Source organism: Dactylosporangium aurantiacum, from assembly GCF_000716715.1.
In the GTDB taxonomy this organism is placed as follows: Bacteria; Actinomycetota; Actinomycetes; order Mycobacteriales; family Micromonosporaceae; genus Dactylosporangium; species Dactylosporangium aurantiacum.
Map to the genome: position 1 here is coordinate 97,134 of NZ_JNYJ01000019.1, position 16,846 is coordinate 113,979.

Below are 16,846 nucleotides of genomic sequence, written 5' to 3' on the forward strand. Positions count from 1 at the left end.
GCGCTCAGTGCCGGCGCTGCGCGAACTCGCGGATCGAGGACACCATGTAGTCGATCATCTCGGCGGTGACGCCCGGGAAGACGCCGATCCAGAACGTCCGCTCGGTGATGATGTCGCTGTTCTCCAGGGTGCCGCTCACCCGGTACGGCTCGCCGCGGTACGCCGGCTGCCGGGCCAGGTTGCCGGCGAACAGCAGCCGGGTGCCGATGTTGCGCGACTGCAGGAAGTCCACCAGCGCCCGCCGCTCGAACCCGGCGTCGGCGGTGAGGGTGATGACGAAACCGAACCAGCTCGGCTCGCTGCCCGGGGTCGCCTCCGGCAGCAGCAGGCCGGGCGTGCCGTCCAGGCCGTCGCGCAGCCGCTGCCAGTTGCGCCGGCGGGCGGCCACGAAGTCCTCGAGCTTGGTCAGCTGGGTCAGGCCCAGCGCGGCCTGGATGTCCGTCGCCTTCAGGTTGTAGCCGACGTGGGAGAAGATGTACTTGTGGTCGTAGCCGTACGGCAGGTCACCCATCTGGTAGTCGAACCGTTTGAGGCACTTGTTGTCCTGCCCCGGCTCGCACCAGCAGTCGCGGCCCCAGTCCCGCATCGACTCGGTGATGCGCGCCAGCTCCAGGCTGTCGGTGAGGATGCAGCCGCCCTCCCCCATGGTCAGGTGGTGCGCCGGGTAGAAGCTGACCGTCGAGTAGTCGCCGAACGTGCCGGTGATCCTGCCCTGGTACGTGGACAGCACCGCGTCGCAGTTGTCCTCGACGAGGAACAGGCCCCGGTCCTTGCACAGCTGCCGGATCTCCGCGACGGGGAACGGGTTGCCCATCGTGTGCGCCATCATGACCATGCGGGTCTTCGGGCTCAGCGCCGCCTCGACCCGCTCGACGGTGGTGTTGTAGGTGCCGAGGTCCACGTCGACGAAGACCGGCACGAGGCCGTGCTGCAGCAGCGGGTTCACCGTCGTCGGGAAGCTGGCCGCGACGGTGATCACCTCGTCGCCGCGGCGCAGCCGCTGGTCGCCGAGCTCCGGCGCGCCGAGCGAGGCGACCGCGAGGAGGTTGGCCGAGGAGCCGGAGTTGGTCAGGTGCGCCTTGCGCACGCCGATCGCCCGGGCGAAGAGCCGCTCGAAGCGCAGCGCGGTCGCGCCGGAGGCGATGCGCATCTCCAGGGCCTGTTCGACCAGGGCGGCTCGGTCGTCCTCGTCGAGGACGGCGCCGGACGGCATGATGGGCGTGACCCCCGGCACGAAGCCCTGGTCGGCCGCCGCCCGGTCGCGGTGGAGTTTGCGGGTCTGCTCCAGGATGAGCTGCTTGACCTCGTCAGCCATGCGTGGGTTCTCCGTTCGGTGCAGAGCGTCGATGGGGGGCGGTCGCGCCGCCTGGGCCGGCCGGCTGTGGTGCCGGTCCGTGCGCCCGCGCGTGCAGCCACAGGGCGGTGACGGCGTCGGCGAGCGGCCGGGCCGGCGCCCAGCGCAGGTCGCGCCGGGCCGTGCCGAGGTCGAGCGGCTGTGCGGTGATGCCCGCGTCCCGGCGTTCGCCCGGCGCGGTCGGACCGGAAGGGCGGGCGGTGCCGCCGGCGCACCGCAGCAGCAGGTCCACGGCGTCGGTGACGGCGGTCAGCCGCCCGCCGCCGATGTTGACGACCGGGGGCACCCGGCGGGCCGTCGCGGCGCGCAGGACGGCGTCGGCGACGTCCCGGACGTCGACGAAGTCGCGGGCGCCGGCCAGCGGCGGCAGCTCGATGCCGGCCCGGCCGGCGGGGCCGGCCGCCGCGAGCCGCCAGGCGATCCCGCCGAGCAGGCCGTCGGGGGGTGCCCACGGGCCGACGGCGGTGGAGATGCGCAGCACGACCCCGTCGAGGCGGCCGGCGGCGACGGCGCCGGTGACGGCGCGGGTCCCGCCGAGCTTCGTCCGCGCGTACCGGCTGACGGGGTGCTCGGTGAGGTCCTCCGTGAGGGGCGTGCCGGGCGGCTGCTCGCCGTACTCGTAGGCGGAGCCGATGTGCACCAGCCGGACCCCACTTCCGCCGCCGGCACCGGCGCGGGGTGGCAGCGCGGCGACGGCGTCGACCAGGCGCCGCACCAGCAGCACGTTGCCGTCGTGCAGCTGGTGCTCGTCGGCCGCGGCGGCGCCCCACAGCGCGCCGGCGGCGTTGACGACCGTGTCGGGCCCGGCCCGCAGCAGCCCGCCGGCGAGGTCCTCCGGGCGGTCGCGGACGGGGTCGAAGCGCAGCGGGCGGCAGCCCGGGTCGAGCCTCGGGCCGGCCGCCGCGGGGTCGCGGACGGCGGCGGTGACCCGCCAGCCGGCCTCGAGGAGGGTCCTGGTGATGTTGCGCCCGACGAATCCGGTCGCGCCGAACACCACCGCGTGCGGCGCCGGATCCGGGGTCGGCCCGGTGGTGTGCATGACGGCCTCCTCGACGGCCCCGACGGCGCCCCGGTCGGGCGGCCGGCCGCCGGCGTCCTGCCATCGTGCGGCAGGAGCCCCGCATCGGTGCGGCATGCAAATCAAGTCTGGGGGTTTCCCCGGACTCGGACCGGTTCGCTGTCGCATCGCGGCCTCACACCGCGGCCGGCTGCGGCGCAGCGTCCGCCGCCGGGTCGGCCGCACCGGCCGGGGCCGCCGGTCCGGGCGCGTCGGGCAGCTCCCGCTCCAGCCGGCGCACCCTCGGCCGCAGCGCGGTGAACGCCACGATGCCGAGCAGCAGCGGCGCGGCGGCCAGGAACACCAGCGCGATCCCGCCCGCGGTGCCGCCGCCCGTGACGCGCCCGAGCGTGCCGGCGAGGGCACCGCCGGGCTCGACCAGCGGCGTCGCGGCGTACTGGGCGAGCGGGCCCGCGGTCGCGTAGGCGAGCGGCTGCGCGGACCAGGCGATCATCCGCCGCACGGCGAACACCCGGCCCTGCACCTCCTGCGGTGTCTTGCGCTGCCACAGGGTGGCGGTGACCGCGTTGGTGACCGCGTAGCCGGCGAGGATGCCGAACATGCCCGCGGCGGCCGTCCACACCGCGTGCCCGGCGCCCATCGCGACGACCAGGACCCCCTGGACGGTGGCGACGGTGAGCACGGCCCGGATCCGGTGCCGGGGCTCGCGGGTGACGCTGATGACGGCACCGCCGAGCACCATGCCCGCCCAGCCGACGGCCTCGACCACGCCGTAGGCGGCCGCCCCGGCCAGGCTCAGCACCAGCGGCGGGACCAGCACGATCACCCACTGCATGCCGAAGTTGTGCACCGCGAAGAACAGCAGCAGCCCGGACAGGCCCGGCCGGGCCCTGATGTAGCGCCAGCCGGCGCTCAGCTCGCCGCCCAGCGGCGCCGCGCGGTCCCGCTCGCGGGCCGGCGGGGGCGGCATCCGCCGCAGCGACCACAGCATCGTGCCGAGCGCCGCGGTGAAGGTGAGCACGTCGAGCAGCAGCAGGCCGCGCAGGCCGAGCACGCCGTACAGGCTGCCGGCGATGACGGCGCCGAGCACCTCGCCGAGGGCCTCGGCCAGCCCGACCCGGCCGTTGGCCTTGCTCAGGTGCTCGCGCGGCACGATCTCGCCGACGAGCGCGGCGAACGCGGGCCACTGGATCGCCTTGAACACCGACAGCAGGACCGCGACCACGTACACCTGCCACAGCGCGAAGGCGCCGACGCTGACGAGGACCAGGGCGAGCAGCGTGACGGTGGCGGTGCCGGCGTCGCTGAGCAGCATGGCCCGGCGGCGGTCCCACCGGTCGACGAGGGCGCCGGCGAGCGGCAGCAGCACGATGCCGGGCAGTGTCGCGGCGAGGACCATGAAGGTGAACGCCGCCGGGGATCCCGTCTGGTCGTAGACCCAGATACCGGCGGCGAACGCGGTCACCGACGAGCCGATGAGGGACACGGCCTGGCCGGCCCAGAGGACGTGGAACAGCCGCATGTCAGGCGCCTTCCGTGCCGTCGGTGAGCGCGCCGAGCAGGTCGAAGAGGTCGGCGAGGCGGCGCCGGACGGTCGCGGCGTCGTACAGCGCGGTGCTGTACTCGATCCAGCCGCTGATGCCGTCGGGCGTCTCCCGGCAGCGCAGGTGCAGGTCGTAGCGGCAGGTGCCGCGGTCCACGTCGACCGGCTCGAGCCGCAGCCCGGGGATGGTGTCCGCGCCCGGCGGCAGGTTCTGCACGGCGAACATGAAGCGGCACAGCGGCGGCCGGTCGCCGGCCCGCGCGGCGGGGTCGTAGCGGTCGGCGAGGACCTCGAACGGGGTGTCCTGGTGCTCCCAGACGGCGAGCATCGTGCCGCGCACCCGGGCGACCAGCTCGCGCGGTGTCGGTGCGCCGGTGACGTCCGCGGGCACCGGCACGACGTTGGCGAACGGCCCGACCTCGTGCTGCGCGGCGGCGGGCCGGTCGGCGACCGGCACCGCGACGAGGAACCGTCCGGCGCCGCTCTGCCGGGCCAGCCACAGCTGCACGGCGGCGAGCAGGACCATGAACGTGGTCGCGCCGGTCGCGTCGGCCATCGCCCGGACCGCCCGGGACAGCTCGGCGGGCAGCGTGAAGCGGTGCACGGCGCCGGCCGTGGACCAGGTCCCGGCCCGGGGCCGGTCGGGGGCGGCGGTGACGTCGACGGGGACGTCGCGCAGCAGGCCGTCCCAGAAGGCGAGGTCGCCGGTGCGGCCTGCGGCGTGCGCGGCGAACCCGGCGACCGTGGGCAGCGCCGGCCGGCCGCCGCCGGTGAGGTGCGTGTAGTAGGCGGCGATGTCGCGCTGGATGACGCTGAGCGACCAGCCGTCGGCGACGGCGTGGTGCACGGCGACCGCGAACAGGTGCCGGCCCGCGGCGGTGCGGGTGACGGTGGCCCGCACCAGGGGGCCGGCGGTGAGGTCGAACGGGCGGCGCAGGTCGGCCTCGGCGAGGGCCACCGCGTCGGCGTCGGCGGTGGCGTCCCGGACCGTGATCGCGGCCGGCAGGACCGGCTCGACGAGCGCGTGCCCGCCGTCGGCGGTGAACGTGGTGCGCAGCGCCGGGTGCCGGGCCACGACGGCGTCGACGGCCCGCGCGAGCGCGACGGTGTCGACGGCGCCGTCCAGCCAGGCGGCGAAGCCGATGTGGTACGCGGCCCCGGCCGCCCGGTGCCGCACCATCGCCGTCTGCGCGGGGGTCGGCCGGCCGTCGCCGGCGCGCTCCACTGTGGACGTCGCGGGGGCCGGTGCGGTGGCGACGGCGGCGGCGATCGCGGCCACGGTCCGCAGGTCGAAGACCGACCGCAGCGGCACGGCCCGGCCGAACGCGGCGCCCAGCGCGGCGGCCAGGCGGGCGGCGAGCAGCGAGTGCCCGCCGAGGGTGAAGAAGTCCTCGTCGCGGCCGACCGGCCCGGCGTGCGGCAGCTCGGTACGCAGCACCTCGTGGAACACGGCGGCGACGCGGCGCTCGGCGTCGGTGCGCGGCGGATCGGCGACCGGCGGCGCGAGCGGCACGGCGGCGAGGGCCTTGCGGTCGACCTTCTGGTTGGTGGTGCGCGGCAGCGCCGCCATGGCGTGCAGCGTCGCGGGCACCATGGGCTCGGGCAGCAGCTCGCGCAGCGCCGCCTGTACCGCGGCGACATCCAGGGTGCCGGGTGCGACGAAGGCGGCCAGCCGGGCCGGGGTGCCGGTGGCCACGACCGCGGCCTCGGCGACGCCCGGCAGCCCGCGCAGGACCGCCTCGACCTCGCCGGGCTCGACCCGGTTGCCGCGGATCTTCACCTGGCCGTCGCCGCGGCCGAGGAAGTGCAGCACCCCGTCGGGGTCGCGGACCGCGGTGTCGCCGGTGCGGTACGCGCGAGCGCCCGGCACCCCGGAGAACGGGTCGGGCACGAACCGCTCGGCGGTCAGCGCGGGCCGGCCGTGGTAGCCGTCGGCGAGCCGGTCACCGCCGATCCACACCTCGCCGGGCACGCCGGTCGCGGCGAGGTCGCCGGCGGCGTCGACGAGCCACACCCGGGCACCGGGGGCGGGGCGGCCGATGGGTACGCCGCCGCGCTCGCCCGGTCCGGCGTCGACGGGGTGCCAGGTGGTGGTCATGGTGGCCTCGGTCGGCCCGTACTGGTTGACGACCGCGGGCCGCCCGGCGAACAGGGCCCGGGCGCGGGCGGCGTCGTGCCGGTCGAGGACCTCCCCGGCGGTGAGGAGCAGCCGCAGCCGCGGGCCGGTCCCGGGGCGGGACGCGGCCTCCGCGAGCAGCGACCGCAGCAGGGTCGGCACCACGCTGAGCAGGCAGGTGACGCCCTCGCGGTCGACCGCGTCGAGGATCGCGGCCGGGTCGGTGGCCTGGTCGTCGGTGAGGAGCACCACGCGGGCGCCGGCGGCCAGGGGGCCGATCAGGTCCCGGACGGAGGCGTCGAAGGCGAGCGCCGGCAGCTGCAGGACGGTGTCGCCGGGGCCGAGCCGGAACGTCGGCAGCAGGTACTCGGTGAGGTAGCCGGCCGCGGCGGCGTGCGGGGTGCGGACCCCCTTCGGCGTCCCCGTCGACCCGGACGTGTAGGCGAGGTAGGCCACGGACCGCGGCCTGGGCCGCCCGTCGCCGGCCAGGGCGGGGGCCGCGGGGTCGAGGCGGCGCACGGTGAGGCCGTCGGTGACGATGCTGTGGGCGCCGCTGTCGCGCAGGACGGCCGCCCGCCGGGCCTCGGGGTGGCGCAGGTCGAGCGCGACGTACGCGGCGCCGGTCCGCAGCACCGCGAGGACCGCGACGACCTGCTCGGCCCCGCGGGGCAGCGCGATGGCGACGACGTGGCCGGCCCGTACCCCGCGGGCACGCAGCCGTGCCGCGAGCGCGGCGGCCCGCTCGCCGAGCTGCCGGTAGGTGACGGCGCCCGCGCGGGACAGCAGCGCCACCGCGTCGGGGCGCCGGGCGATCTCGTCGCCGACGAGCGTGTGCAGGCACGTCGGCGACGGCCGGTCCGCCGGTTCGTCGCCGGTGAGCGCCTCCCGCTGCGCCGCGTCGAGCAGGTCGAGGCGTTCGAGGGGGGTGTCGGGGGCGGCGACCGCGCCGGCGAGCAGGGTGCTCAGGTGCCCGGCGGTGCGGGCCACGCGGCCGGCGTCGAAGCGGGCCGTCTGGTACAGCAGCGAACCGGCGAGCCCTCCCGGGCCGTCCTCGAACGACAGGTTCAGCTCGGCCTTGGCCGAGGTGGGGACGAACGGCTCGGGGTGCAGGGTCACCCCGCCGGCGAGGGTCGCCACGGCCGGCGGCTGGTCGATGGTGACCGTGCACCGGGTGAGTGCGGCGGCGTCCAGCCGCAGGGCCTCGACGAGCCGGGCGAACGGCAGCTGCCGGTGCTCGTACGCCTCGACGACCGCGGTCCGCACGTCGTGCACCAGCTGCCGGAACGTCGCGGTGCCGCGCACCCGGACCCGGAGCAGGACGGTGTTGAGCAGCATCCCGACGACGTGCTCCAGCTCCGGCCGGGCCCGGTCGGCGACCGGCATCGCCAGGACCACGTCGTCGCTGCCGGTCCACCGGTGCAGCAGCGTCACGTACGCGGCGAGCAGCACCATGAACGGCGTGCCGCCCTCGGCCGCGGCGAGGTCCCGCAGCGCCGTCGCGACCGGTGCGGGCACGGTGAAGCGGTGCACGGACCCGGCCGGGTCGGGGGTCGCCGGCCGGGGCCGGTCGGCCGGCAGCTCGGGCGCGGCGGGCAGCTCCCGCAGGCGGTCCCGCCAGTACGCGAGCTCCGCCTCGAGCCGGTCGCCGCCGGCGAGGCCGCGCTGCCAGCGGGCGTAGTCCGCGGCGGTGCGGCGGGCCGGCGCCGGCGGCTGCGGGCGGCCCGCGGCGGCCGCCTCGTACGCGGTGACGAGGTCGTCGTGCAGGACGTTGAGCGACCACGCGTCGACGACGGCGTGGTGGAACGCGAGCGCCAGGACGTGCTCGTCGGCGGCGACGGCGATCAGGGCGGCCCGCATCAGCGGCGCCTCGGCCAGGTCGAACCCGGCGCCGGTGACGTCGCCGACGAGCCGCGCGAGGGCGGCGTCGCGGTCCGCCGCCGGCAGGTGCCGCAGGTCGTGCCGGTGCACGGTGACGTCGGCATGGTCGGCGACGACCCGGCGCGGTTCGCCGCCGTCGGCGGTGAACGCGGTCCGCAGCGCGTCGTGCCGCCGCGGCAGGGCGGTCAGGGCGGTGCCGAGCGCACCGGCGTCCAGCGGGCCGCGCAGCCGGCTGACGACCGGCACGACGTAGGACGGGTCGGCCGGGTGGAGCTGGTCGACGAGCCACAGTCCGGCCTCGGCGGCGGACAGCTCCGGCACCGGGCCGGTCGCGGCCGGGACCGGCGGCAGCGGCGGTCCGGCGGCCGCCCGGTCCAGCAGCGGCGCGAACCGCGCCGGGGTCGGCGCGTCGAAGACCCAGCGCAGCGGCGCGTCGACGCCGAAGGTCTGCCGGACCCGCGACAGCAGCCGCACCGCGAGGATCGAGTGGCCGCCGAGGGCGAAGAAGTCGTCGTCGCGCCCGACCCGCCCGGCGCCGAGGACCTCCGACCACAGCGCGGCCAGCTCCTGCTCGACCGGGCCCTGCGGGGCGGTGTACCCGGCGCGGTCCGGTGTCAGGTCCGGCGGGTCGGGCAGCCGCCGGTAGTCGACCTTCCCGCTGGACAGTTGCGGCAGCGCCGGCAGCGGCACGATCGCGGCGGGCACCATGTACTCGGGCAGTCTCGAGCGCAGCCAGGCCCGCAGCTCGGCGGTGTCGGGCGCGGTGTCGGCGGTGCCGGTCACGTACGCGACGAGGCGTCCGTCGCGGGCCACGACGGCGGCGTGCCGGACCCGTTCGGTGAGCACCGCCTCGACCTCGCCGAGCTCGACCCGGAACCCGCGCAGCTTCACCTGCCGGTCGAGCCGGCCGAGGAAGTCGATGCGGCCGTCGTCGCGCCAGCGGACCAGGTCGCCGGTGCGGTACAGGCGGCCGCCGGGCGGCCCGAACGGGTCGGGCACGAACCGGTCGGCGGTGAGCCCGGGCCGGCCGAGGTAGCCGCGGGCCAGCTGGACACCGCCGACGCACAGCTCGCCGGGGACGCCGACCGGCTGCGGCTGCAGGGCGGCGTCCAGCACGTAGCAGCGCACGTTGGTGGTGGCCGCGCCGATCGGCACGCGGGGGTCGCCGTCGAGGCGGCACCGGTCGGCGGTGACGTTGACGGCCGTCTCGGTGGGCCCGTACGCGTTGTACAGCTCCGCGCCGAGCGAGCCGAGGAACCTGGCCCGCAGCTCGGGGGTGAGGGCCTCGCCGGCGCTCTTGACCACGCGCAGCGCCGGCAGCGGGGTGTCGCCGCCGTACGCCAGCAGCGCCGCCAGCATCGTCGGCACGAACCGCACGTAGGTGACCCGTTCCGCGGCGAGCAGCGAGCGCAGGTAGGCGGGGTCGCGGTGGCCGCCGGGCTCGGCGATGACGAGCCGGGCGCCGCTGGACAGCGCGGCGAAGATCTCCACGACCGAGTCGTCGAAGGTGACGTTCGTCTTGAACAGCACGGTCGCGCCCGGGCCGAGCGCGAACCGGTCGACCTGCCAGTGCACCTGGTTGTGGGCGGCCCGGTGGCTGACCATGACGCCCTTGGGCCGCCCGGTGGAGCCGGAGGTGTAGAAGACGTACGCGAGGTGCTCCGCCTGGATGTCCGGGTCCGGGCAGCGGTCCGGCCGGGCGGCGATCCGGTCGGCCTCGGCGTCCAGGCACACGGGGGTGGCGCCGGTGCCGTCGAGGGTCCCGGCGAGCCCGCGGTCGGTGACGACGAGGGCCGCGCCGGCGTCGCGGACGACGGTGCCGGTGCGTTCGGCCGGGTGGTCCGGGTCCAGCGGCAGGTACGGCGCGCCGGAGCGCACGATCGCGACGATCGCGACGACCAGGTCGATGCCGCGGTGCAGCAGCACGCCGACGGGCCGGTCCGGGGCGGCGCCGGCGGCGCGCAGGTGGGCGGCGAGCCGGTCGACGCGGGCGGCCAGCTCCCGGTACGTGACGTGGCGGCCGCCCTGGACGAGCGCGACCGCGTCGCTGTCGCGGCGGGCGGCGATACGGGCGGTGAGGTCGGGCCGGTCGGTGTGCGCCTGGACCGGCCCCTGCCACGCGTCGGTGACCAGCGCGCGTTCGGCCGGGTCCAGCAGCGGCAGCCGCTCCACCGGCAGCGACGGGTCGGCGGCCGCGGCGGCGAGGAGGTTCAGGTAGTGCCGCACGGCGCGGCGGGCGGCCGGCTCGTCCCACAGGTCGCGCCGGTACTCCAGCTCGACCTCCAGGCCGTCGGGCAGCTCGCTGACGGAGACGGCGAGGTCGAACTTCGCGGTGTCCGGGCGGAACCGCTCGACCAGCGTCATCCGGGCCGCGCCGAGCCGCACCGTGGTGCCGGTGCGGGCGGCGGAGCTGTTCCAGTCGAACACCACCTGGAACAGCGGGTTGGCGTCGGTGTCGCGGGCCAGCGGCAGCGCCGCGACGACCCGCTCGAACGGCACGTCCTGGTGCGCCTGCGCGGCGGTGGCGGCGTCGCGGACCCGCTCCAGCAGGGTCGCGAACGGCAGCCGCGGCTCGACGTCGGCGCGGACCACGACGGTGTTGACGAACAGGCCGACGAGCGGCTCCAGCTCCGGCAGCGCACGGTTGGCCACGGGCGTGCCGACGAGGATGTCGCGCTGCCCGCTGTAGCGGTGCAGCAGCGCGTGCAGCGCGGCAAGCAGCACCACGTGCGCGGTGGCGCCGTGGGCGCGGGCGGCGGCCCGCACGGCGGCGGTGACGTCGGCGGGGACCCGGCCCCGGACCCGGCCGCCGCCACCGGCGCCCGCGGCGGCCGGGCCGGGGCCCGGTGACGGCAGCTCCAGGCGTTCGGCGGCGCCGGCGAGCTGACCGGTCCAGTAGGCCAGCTGCCGGTCGAAGCCGCCGGCGGCGAGGCGGCGCACCTGCCAGGCGGCGTAGTCGGCGTACTGGACGGGCGGCGCGGCGGGTGCCGGGCCATCGCCGAGCGCGGCGGCGTAGCCGGCGGACAGCTCGCGGGCGAGGACGTCGACGGACCAGCCGTCGAAGGCGACGTGGTGCAGGGTCAGCACCAGGTGGTGCCGGTCGGCGGCGGTGCGGGCCAGCACGGCCCGCCACACCGGCCCCTCGCGCAGGTCGAACGGGCGGTGGTACTCGTCGCGGGCCAGCTCGTCGAGCCGGGCGTCGGCGGCGCCGGGCAGGTCCACCCGGCGCAGCCGCAGACCGACCGGGCCGGTCACCTGTTCCTCGCCGTCGCCGGTGCGCCGGTACGTGGTGCGCAGGATCTCGTGCCGCTGCTCCACCCCGCGCAGCGACGCCTCCAGCGCGTCGGCGTCGAGCGGGCCGTCGATGCGCAGCGTGAAGATCACGTGGTAGGTCGGGGTGCCGGGGTGCAGCTGCTCCAGGAACAGCAGCCGCTGCTGCGCCGGGGACGCCGGGCGGGGGCCGTCGCCGCGCGGGATCGCCGGCGCCGGCGGCCCGGCGGTGAGCCGCGCCAGCCGCTGCTCCATCAGGGCGCGCACGTCCGCCGCCACGGGCGCTGGACCGGTGCCGGGGCTGGTGCTGGTGCTCATCGGGGGTCCCCTCCGTCGCGCGCGGGCTGCGTCTGCTGACAGGGAACACGACCTGAGCTAGGGACTTTGCCAAAGAGTCGGCGGCGACGGCGGCGGTCGGGCACGCCGGGCCGCGACGGGGTGCCACGGCGCCGGCCGGCACCCCGTCGTGCTCCCGGTGACGGCCGGGACCGGCGGGTCAGTCCTTCAGCAGCCGTTCGATCACGTCGGCGCCCTCGGCGGGGCCGCCGCCGGCGCGCATCGCGGCGCGCATCGCGGCGGCGCGGGCGAGGATCTGCGGGTCGGCGGTGAGCTCGTCGACGGCGGCCCGCAGCGTCGCCGGGTCGAGGCTCGACGCCGGCAGGTACCGGCCGATGCCGAGCTCCTGCACCCGGCGGGCGTTGACGGTGTTCTCCGGGGTGTGCGGCACGACGACGACGGGGCAGCCGTGGTAGAGCGCCTCGACGAGGCTGCCCATACCGCCGTGGGTGACGAAGACCGACGCCCGCGGCAGCACCGCCAGGTGCGGCAGCCACTCGTGGGCCTCGACGTTGACCGCGGACACCCCGGCGGCCAGGGCGTTGCCGCGGCCCAGCGTCATCACGACGTGCCACGACCGGTCGGCGAACGCGTCGGCGCACAGCCGGAACATCCCGGTCCGCTCGTTCGACTCGGTGCCCATCGAGATCAGCGCGACCGGCACGTCGTCGTCGGGCGCCGACCAGGTGACCGGCGGCGGCTCGGCGGGCAGGCAGTGGCCGAGGAACGTGAACGTGTCGTCGAACGTGTCGCCGTGCGGCTGCAGCTCCCGCGGCAGGAACACGAGGTTGTGGCGGTCGGCGACGGCCATCATCGCCCACATCGCCGCCGGATCCGGCTCCACCTCGGCGAGGATCTTCATGATCTCCTCGACGCCCCTGTGCACGTAGTCCGAGTCCGGGTCCATCGTCGCCGCGTGCAGCGAGTAGTGGTCGTTGGAGGCGACGTACGGGAAGTACTGCAGCGTGCGGCAGCCCCATTCGCGGGCCAGGATGCGGGCCGGCACGAAGCTCTCGAAGTCGTAGGCGATGAGGTCGGGCCGGTCGGACTCCAGGGCGGCGCGCGCGGCCGGGATGACCCGCGTGGTGGCGTCGGCGAGGATGTCCAGGCCGAGGTCGGCGATCTCGGCGCTCTCGACGTGGCTGCCGGCGCTGAGCCGGCGCCGCACCGACCGGTAGCCGGCCAGGGCCGCGCCGACCGACGCCACCGGCGCCCGGTAGGCCTCGTCGATGACGTACGTGACGCGGTGGCCGCGCTCCACGAGGTGCCGGGCGATCTGCAGCGTCGGGTTGAAGTGCCCGAAGTCCGGGAAGACGAAGATCGCGATGTGGCCGGTCATGAGACCCGCCGTTGCGGGAGCACGACGCCGTTGTCGAAGATGGCCGCCATCACCTCGGGCAGGTCCGCGGGCGACTCCACGTGCACGACCGGGAACGGGAAACCGATCCAGCCGCGCGGCAGCGACGGGCCGAGGACGAGCCCGACGCGCGTCTTGTGCCGGCGCATCTCGGCGCTCATGTCGTCGATGCGGATCGTCTCGACCGCGTTGCGGCCGAACATGTCGGCGACCTCCGCGGCGCTGGTGAGGGTCCGCGGCTCCAGCGACGAGCACAGCGGCAGCACCGGCGCGCCGAGGCCGGCCCCGCCGGCGATCGCGGCGATCGAGTCCGCGACGGCCTGCCGCAGCGGCGTGTGTACCGCCACCGTGTTGGCCTCCTGCACCTGGACCTGGCCCAGCCCGCCGGACGCCGCGGTCTCGGCGGCGAGCCGCTCCAGGGCCTCACGGTAGCCGCTGAGCAGCAGGATCCGGAACGTGCCGGTGGGGTGGGTGCCGAAGTCGCCGGCGAGCCAGACCCCGTCGCGTTTCGGCTCGACGAGCAGCGCCTCGTCCTGGTCGACGGGCAGGAACGCGACGGCGACGCCCTCGGCCGGCCCGTCGGGGTCGCGGGGTCCGACGTGGTCCATGCGCATCAGCAGGTCGAACAGCCGCTCGCGGGGCAGCGCGCCGGCCAGCGCGGAGCTGACCATCGAGCCGAGGCTGAGCCCGCCGACCGCGGCCGGGTGGATGCCCTGCGTGGCGAGGACGTCGTGGATGCCGACCATCGCGGCGGCCAGCGCGACCGAGCCGTGCCGGGACCGGGCCTCGATGTCGTCGTGGTCGTCCTCCCGGCGGCGCAGCAGCAGGTCCAGGTCCAGTCCGGTCCACGTGCTGACCTTGTCGTACACCTGCTGCATGGCGGGGTTGGCGGCGTGGAACTCCATGACGCCGCGCGGGTCGTAGTTGAGCAGGTTCGTTCCGAAGATGAACGCGAGGCTCATGCTGGCCTTCCTAGGTCACGTGGGCAGGAGCACGTCGTGTTCGCGGACGGCGGCCACGACCTGGCCGATGTCGTCCGGGGCGTCGACGTACACGACGGGGAACGGGAACTCGAACCCGTCACGGGGCAGGGTCGGGCCGAGGATGACGCCGAGCCGCGCGCCGAGGCGGCGCATCTGCCCGGTGAGGTGGTCGGCCCGGACCGGCTCGACGACGTTGCGGCTGAACTCGCTGCGGACCTGGTCGGCGCTGTGCAGCACGCGCGGCTCCAGCGACGAGCACATCGGCACCGCCGGGTCGGTGAACGCGAGGTCGGCGGCGATGCGGGCGAGGACGTCGCGGGCGCGGTACCGCAGCGGGCTGTGCACCGCGACGGTCTCGTCGCTGAACACGAAGTACTCCGGCGGGTAGCCGGCGGCGAGCTGGTCCAGGGCGTCGCGGTAGCCGCTGAGCAGCAGCATCCGGAACGCGCCGCTGGTGTGCATGCCGAAGTCGCCGCCGAACCAGATGCCGGGCCGGGTGCCGTAGAACGACTCGTAGGTCTGCCCGAGCGGCAGGACCGCGGCGACGCAGCCCTCGGGCAGCTCGGCACGGTCGGGGCGCTGGTCGCCGTCGGTGTGCGCGAGCAGCCCGATGACGTCCTGCCGGGACACCGCGCCGCACAGCGCCCCGGACACCATCGCGCCGAGGCTGATCCCGCCGACCATCGCCGGCTGGATGCCGTGCCCGCCGAGCAGGTCGGCGATGCCGAACATGGCGGCGGCCAGCCCGATCGAGGTGTTGCGGGAGCGCTGCGCCGAGTCGCCGGGCCGCAGCAGCAGCCCGACGTCGACGCCGGTCCATGCCGCCGCCAGGTCGTAGGCGTCGCGGACCGGTGCGTGCCGCTCGTACAGGGCGACGAGACCGGCCGGATCGTAGGTGAGGTTCTTCTGGCCGAGGATGAACGCGAGGCTCACGCCGGCTCCTCTCGGGAAGTTAGGGGCGCCGCCATGCCGCCGGGCGCTGCTCGGCGGTGAACCGTTCCAGCTCGGTGACGACCTGTGCCGGGGCCGGCCGGCGCAGCGCCTCGTCGCGCAGGGTCGCGGCGTTGCCGGCGAACCCGGGCTCGGCCACGAGGCGCTGGACCGCGTCGCGGATCTGTTGCGGCCCGGCCTGCACGTGCGGCAGGTACAGGCCGGCCCCGGCCTGCTGCAGGCCGGTGGCGCGCAGGGTCTGGTCGGCGACCGGGGTGGACACGAACAGCTGCGGCACGCCGTGCACGAGGGCGGTGGCGTAGCTGCCGAAGCCGCCGTGGTGGATGAGGGCGGCGCAGCTGGGCAGCAGGGCGTGCAGCGGCACCGACTGCACGACGCGGGCGTTGTCCGGCACCCGGTCCAGCTCCTGCGCCTGGGCGGGCAGCAGGGCGGCGACGACCTCCACGTCGAGGTCGGCGAGGGCCTCGAGGATCGCGGCCTTCGACACGTAGTCGCCGCCGTAGCGTTCGGTGTTGGCGGCGCCGAGGCTCAGGCACACGCGGGGGCGGGCGGCCGGCTCGGTGAGCCAGCCGGGCACGACCGCGGGGCCGTTGTAGGGCACGAACCGCACCGGGACCCGCCGCACGTCCGACGGCACCGACAGCCGCTCCGGCAGCGGGTCGAGGGTCAGCTGGCCGGTGATGAGCTCCTCGGTGAACGTGCCGCCGAGCGCCTCGGCGTGCCCGCCGAGCCAGTCCGCCATCGGGTCCTGGCGCTGCGGCGGCGGTACCTCGTCGCGCAGCTTCGTGAACAGCTGCCGCTTCATCGCCCACACGTCGGCGAAGCACATGGAGCGCACGTGGGCGGCGCCGACCGCGCCGGCGGCGATCGGGCCGGCGTAGGTGAGCGGGTCCCACACGACGAGGTCGGGCCGCCAGTGCCGGGCGAACGCGACCAGGTCGGCGATCATCGGCTCGTTGTAGTAGGCGAAGCCCCAGGCGCCCATCTGGGCCCGCTCCAGCTCCCGCTCCCAGGTGAGCTTCGCCGGGTCCAGCTCGCTCCAGTCGACGGACTCGACCTCCTGCGACTCGCGGTGCTGCGCCATCGCGGAGCTGATGTTGCTGTCGTCGCCGACGCCGACCGCGGTCATCCCGGTGCGGGCGATGACGTCGGTGAACGCCGGCGAGCTGGCGACGCGGACCTCGTGACCGGCGGCCCGCGCCGCCCACGCGATCGGGGTCATGCAGAACAGGTGGGACTTCTCCGGCAGCGTGACGAACAGCACCCGCATCGGTGTCGGCTCCTTCCGGTGGTTCAGACGGCGGCGGGGGTCATGGACCCGGTGATGACGGCCAGGACGGCCGCCTGGTGCCGGGCGAGGAAGAAGTGGCCGCCGTCGTACACGTGCAGCACCGCCGGTCCGGTCGTGTGGCCGCGCCAGGCGTCGGCCTCCTCGACGCTGACCTTCGGGTCGTCGTGGCCGGTGAACACGGTCACCGGGCAGTGCAGCGGCTCGCCCTCGGTGTACACGTACGTCTCGGCGGCCTTGTAGTCGTTGCGGACGACCGGCAGCACCGAGCGCAGCAGGTCCTCGTCGTCGAAGACCCGGGTGTCGGTGCCGCTGAGCGACTGCATCTCCGCGACGATGCCGGCGTCGTCGCGGCGGTGCACGTCCTCGTCGCGCAGCCGGGACGGGGCGCGGCGGCCGGAGACGAACAGGTGCAGGGGTTCCCGGGACATGGCGGTGAGCCGGCGGGCCACCTCGAACGCGACGGTGGCGCCCATGCTGTGGCCGAACAGCGCGAACGGCCGGTCCAGCCACGGCAGCACCGCGTCGGTGCAGCGCGCGGCCAGCTCGTGGAGGTCGTCGACGAGCGGCTCGTTCCGCCGCTCCTGCCGGCCGGGGTACTGCACGGACAGCACGTCGACGCCCGGCCCGGCGTTCGCGGAGACCGGCAGGTAGTACGGCGCCGAGCTGCCGGCGTGCGGAAAGCACACCAGCCGGACCGGCGCGTCGGGGCGGGGGTGGTACCGGCGCACCCAAAGGTCACTGGTGGTCAT

The 16,846-nt window shown here is 76.0% G+C and carries 9 protein-coding genes; all 9 read right to left on the reverse strand.

Features of this window, described 5'->3' with window-relative positions; genetic code table 11:
- Positions 1-4: 4 nt before the first annotated feature.
- Positions 5-1,315 (reverse strand): lipopolysaccharide biosynthesis protein RfbH, encoded by a 1,311-nt coding sequence (rfbH, locus tag OP18_RS21705; protein WP_033360811.1) that lies wholly within the window; start codon positions 1,313-1,315, stop codon positions 5-7.
- Positions 1,308-2,393 carry an NAD-dependent epimerase/dehydratase family protein gene (locus tag OP18_RS21710; RefSeq protein WP_033360845.1) on the reverse strand — a complete coding sequence of 362 codons (1,086 nt, stop codon included), beginning with the start codon at positions 2,391-2,393 and terminating at the stop codon, positions 1,308-1,310. The genes rfbH and OP18_RS21710 overlap by 8 nt, the downstream gene beginning before the upstream one ends.
- A gap of 154 nt (positions 2,394-2,547) precedes the next feature.
- A complete protein-coding gene (locus OP18_RS21715; RefSeq protein ID WP_052387094.1) occupies positions 2,548-3,894 on the reverse strand; it encodes an MFS transporter in 1,347 nt (448 codons plus the stop codon).
- Between the two features lies 1 nt (position 3,895).
- Complete coding sequence (locus OP18_RS21720; protein ID WP_033360812.1) at positions 3,896-11,497, reverse strand: non-ribosomal peptide synthetase; 7,602 nt, start codon at positions 11,495-11,497, stop codon at positions 3,896-3,898.
- A 178-nt stretch (positions 11,498-11,675) separates the two neighbouring features.
- On the reverse strand, positions 11,676-12,854 hold the full coding sequence (locus tag OP18_RS21725) for a macrolide family glycosyltransferase (RefSeq protein WP_052387095.1): 1,179 nt from the start codon (positions 12,852-12,854) through the stop codon (positions 11,676-11,678).
- Complete coding sequence (locus tag OP18_RS21730; RefSeq protein ID WP_033360813.1) at positions 12,851-13,834, reverse strand: hypothetical protein; 984 nt, start codon at positions 13,832-13,834, stop codon at positions 12,851-12,853. The genes OP18_RS21725 and OP18_RS21730 overlap by 4 nt, the downstream gene beginning before the upstream one ends.
- A gap of 15 nt (positions 13,835-13,849) precedes the next feature.
- Entirely contained in the window at positions 13,850-14,788 is a 939-nt protein-coding gene (locus OP18_RS21735) for a hypothetical protein (RefSeq protein ID WP_033360814.1), read from the reverse strand.
- Positions 14,789-14,807: 19 nt separating this feature from the next.
- Positions 14,808-16,076 (reverse strand): activator-dependent family glycosyltransferase, encoded by a 1,269-nt coding sequence (locus OP18_RS21740; protein ID WP_033360815.1) that lies wholly within the window; start codon positions 16,074-16,076, stop codon positions 14,808-14,810.
- A 23-nt stretch (positions 16,077-16,099) separates the two neighbouring features.
- Entirely contained in the window at positions 16,100-16,846 is a 747-nt protein-coding gene (locus tag OP18_RS21745) for a thioesterase II family protein (protein ID WP_245635489.1), read from the reverse strand.

Coding starts and splice junctions, on each gene's coding strand:
- rfbH (WP_033360811.1), bottom strand. CDS start 1,315: ATGGCTGACGAGGTCAAGCAGCTCATCCTGGAGCAGACCCGCAAACTC.
- OP18_RS21710 (WP_033360845.1), bottom strand. CDS start 2,393: ATGCACACCACCGGGCCGACCCCGGATCCGGCGCCGCACGCGGTGGTG.
- OP18_RS21715 (WP_052387094.1), bottom strand. CDS start 3,894: ATGCGGCTGTTCCACGTCCTCTGGGCCGGCCAGGCCGTGTCCCTCATC.
- OP18_RS21720 (WP_033360812.1), bottom strand. CDS start 11,497: ATGAGCACCAGCACCAGCCCCGGCACCGGTCCAGCGCCCGTGGCGGCG.
- OP18_RS21725 (WP_052387095.1), bottom strand. CDS start 12,854: ATGACCGGCCACATCGCGATCTTCGTCTTCCCGGACTTCGGGCACTTC.
- OP18_RS21730 (WP_033360813.1), bottom strand. CDS start 13,834: ATGAGCCTCGCGTTCATCTTCGGAACGAACCTGCTCAACTACGACCCG.
- OP18_RS21740 (WP_033360815.1), bottom strand. CDS start 16,076: ATGCGGGTGCTGTTCGTCACGCTGCCGGAGAAGTCCCACCTGTTCTGC.
- OP18_RS21745 (WP_245635489.1), bottom strand. CDS start 16,846: ATGACCACCAGTGACCTTTGGGTGCGCCGGTACCACCCCCGCCCCGAC.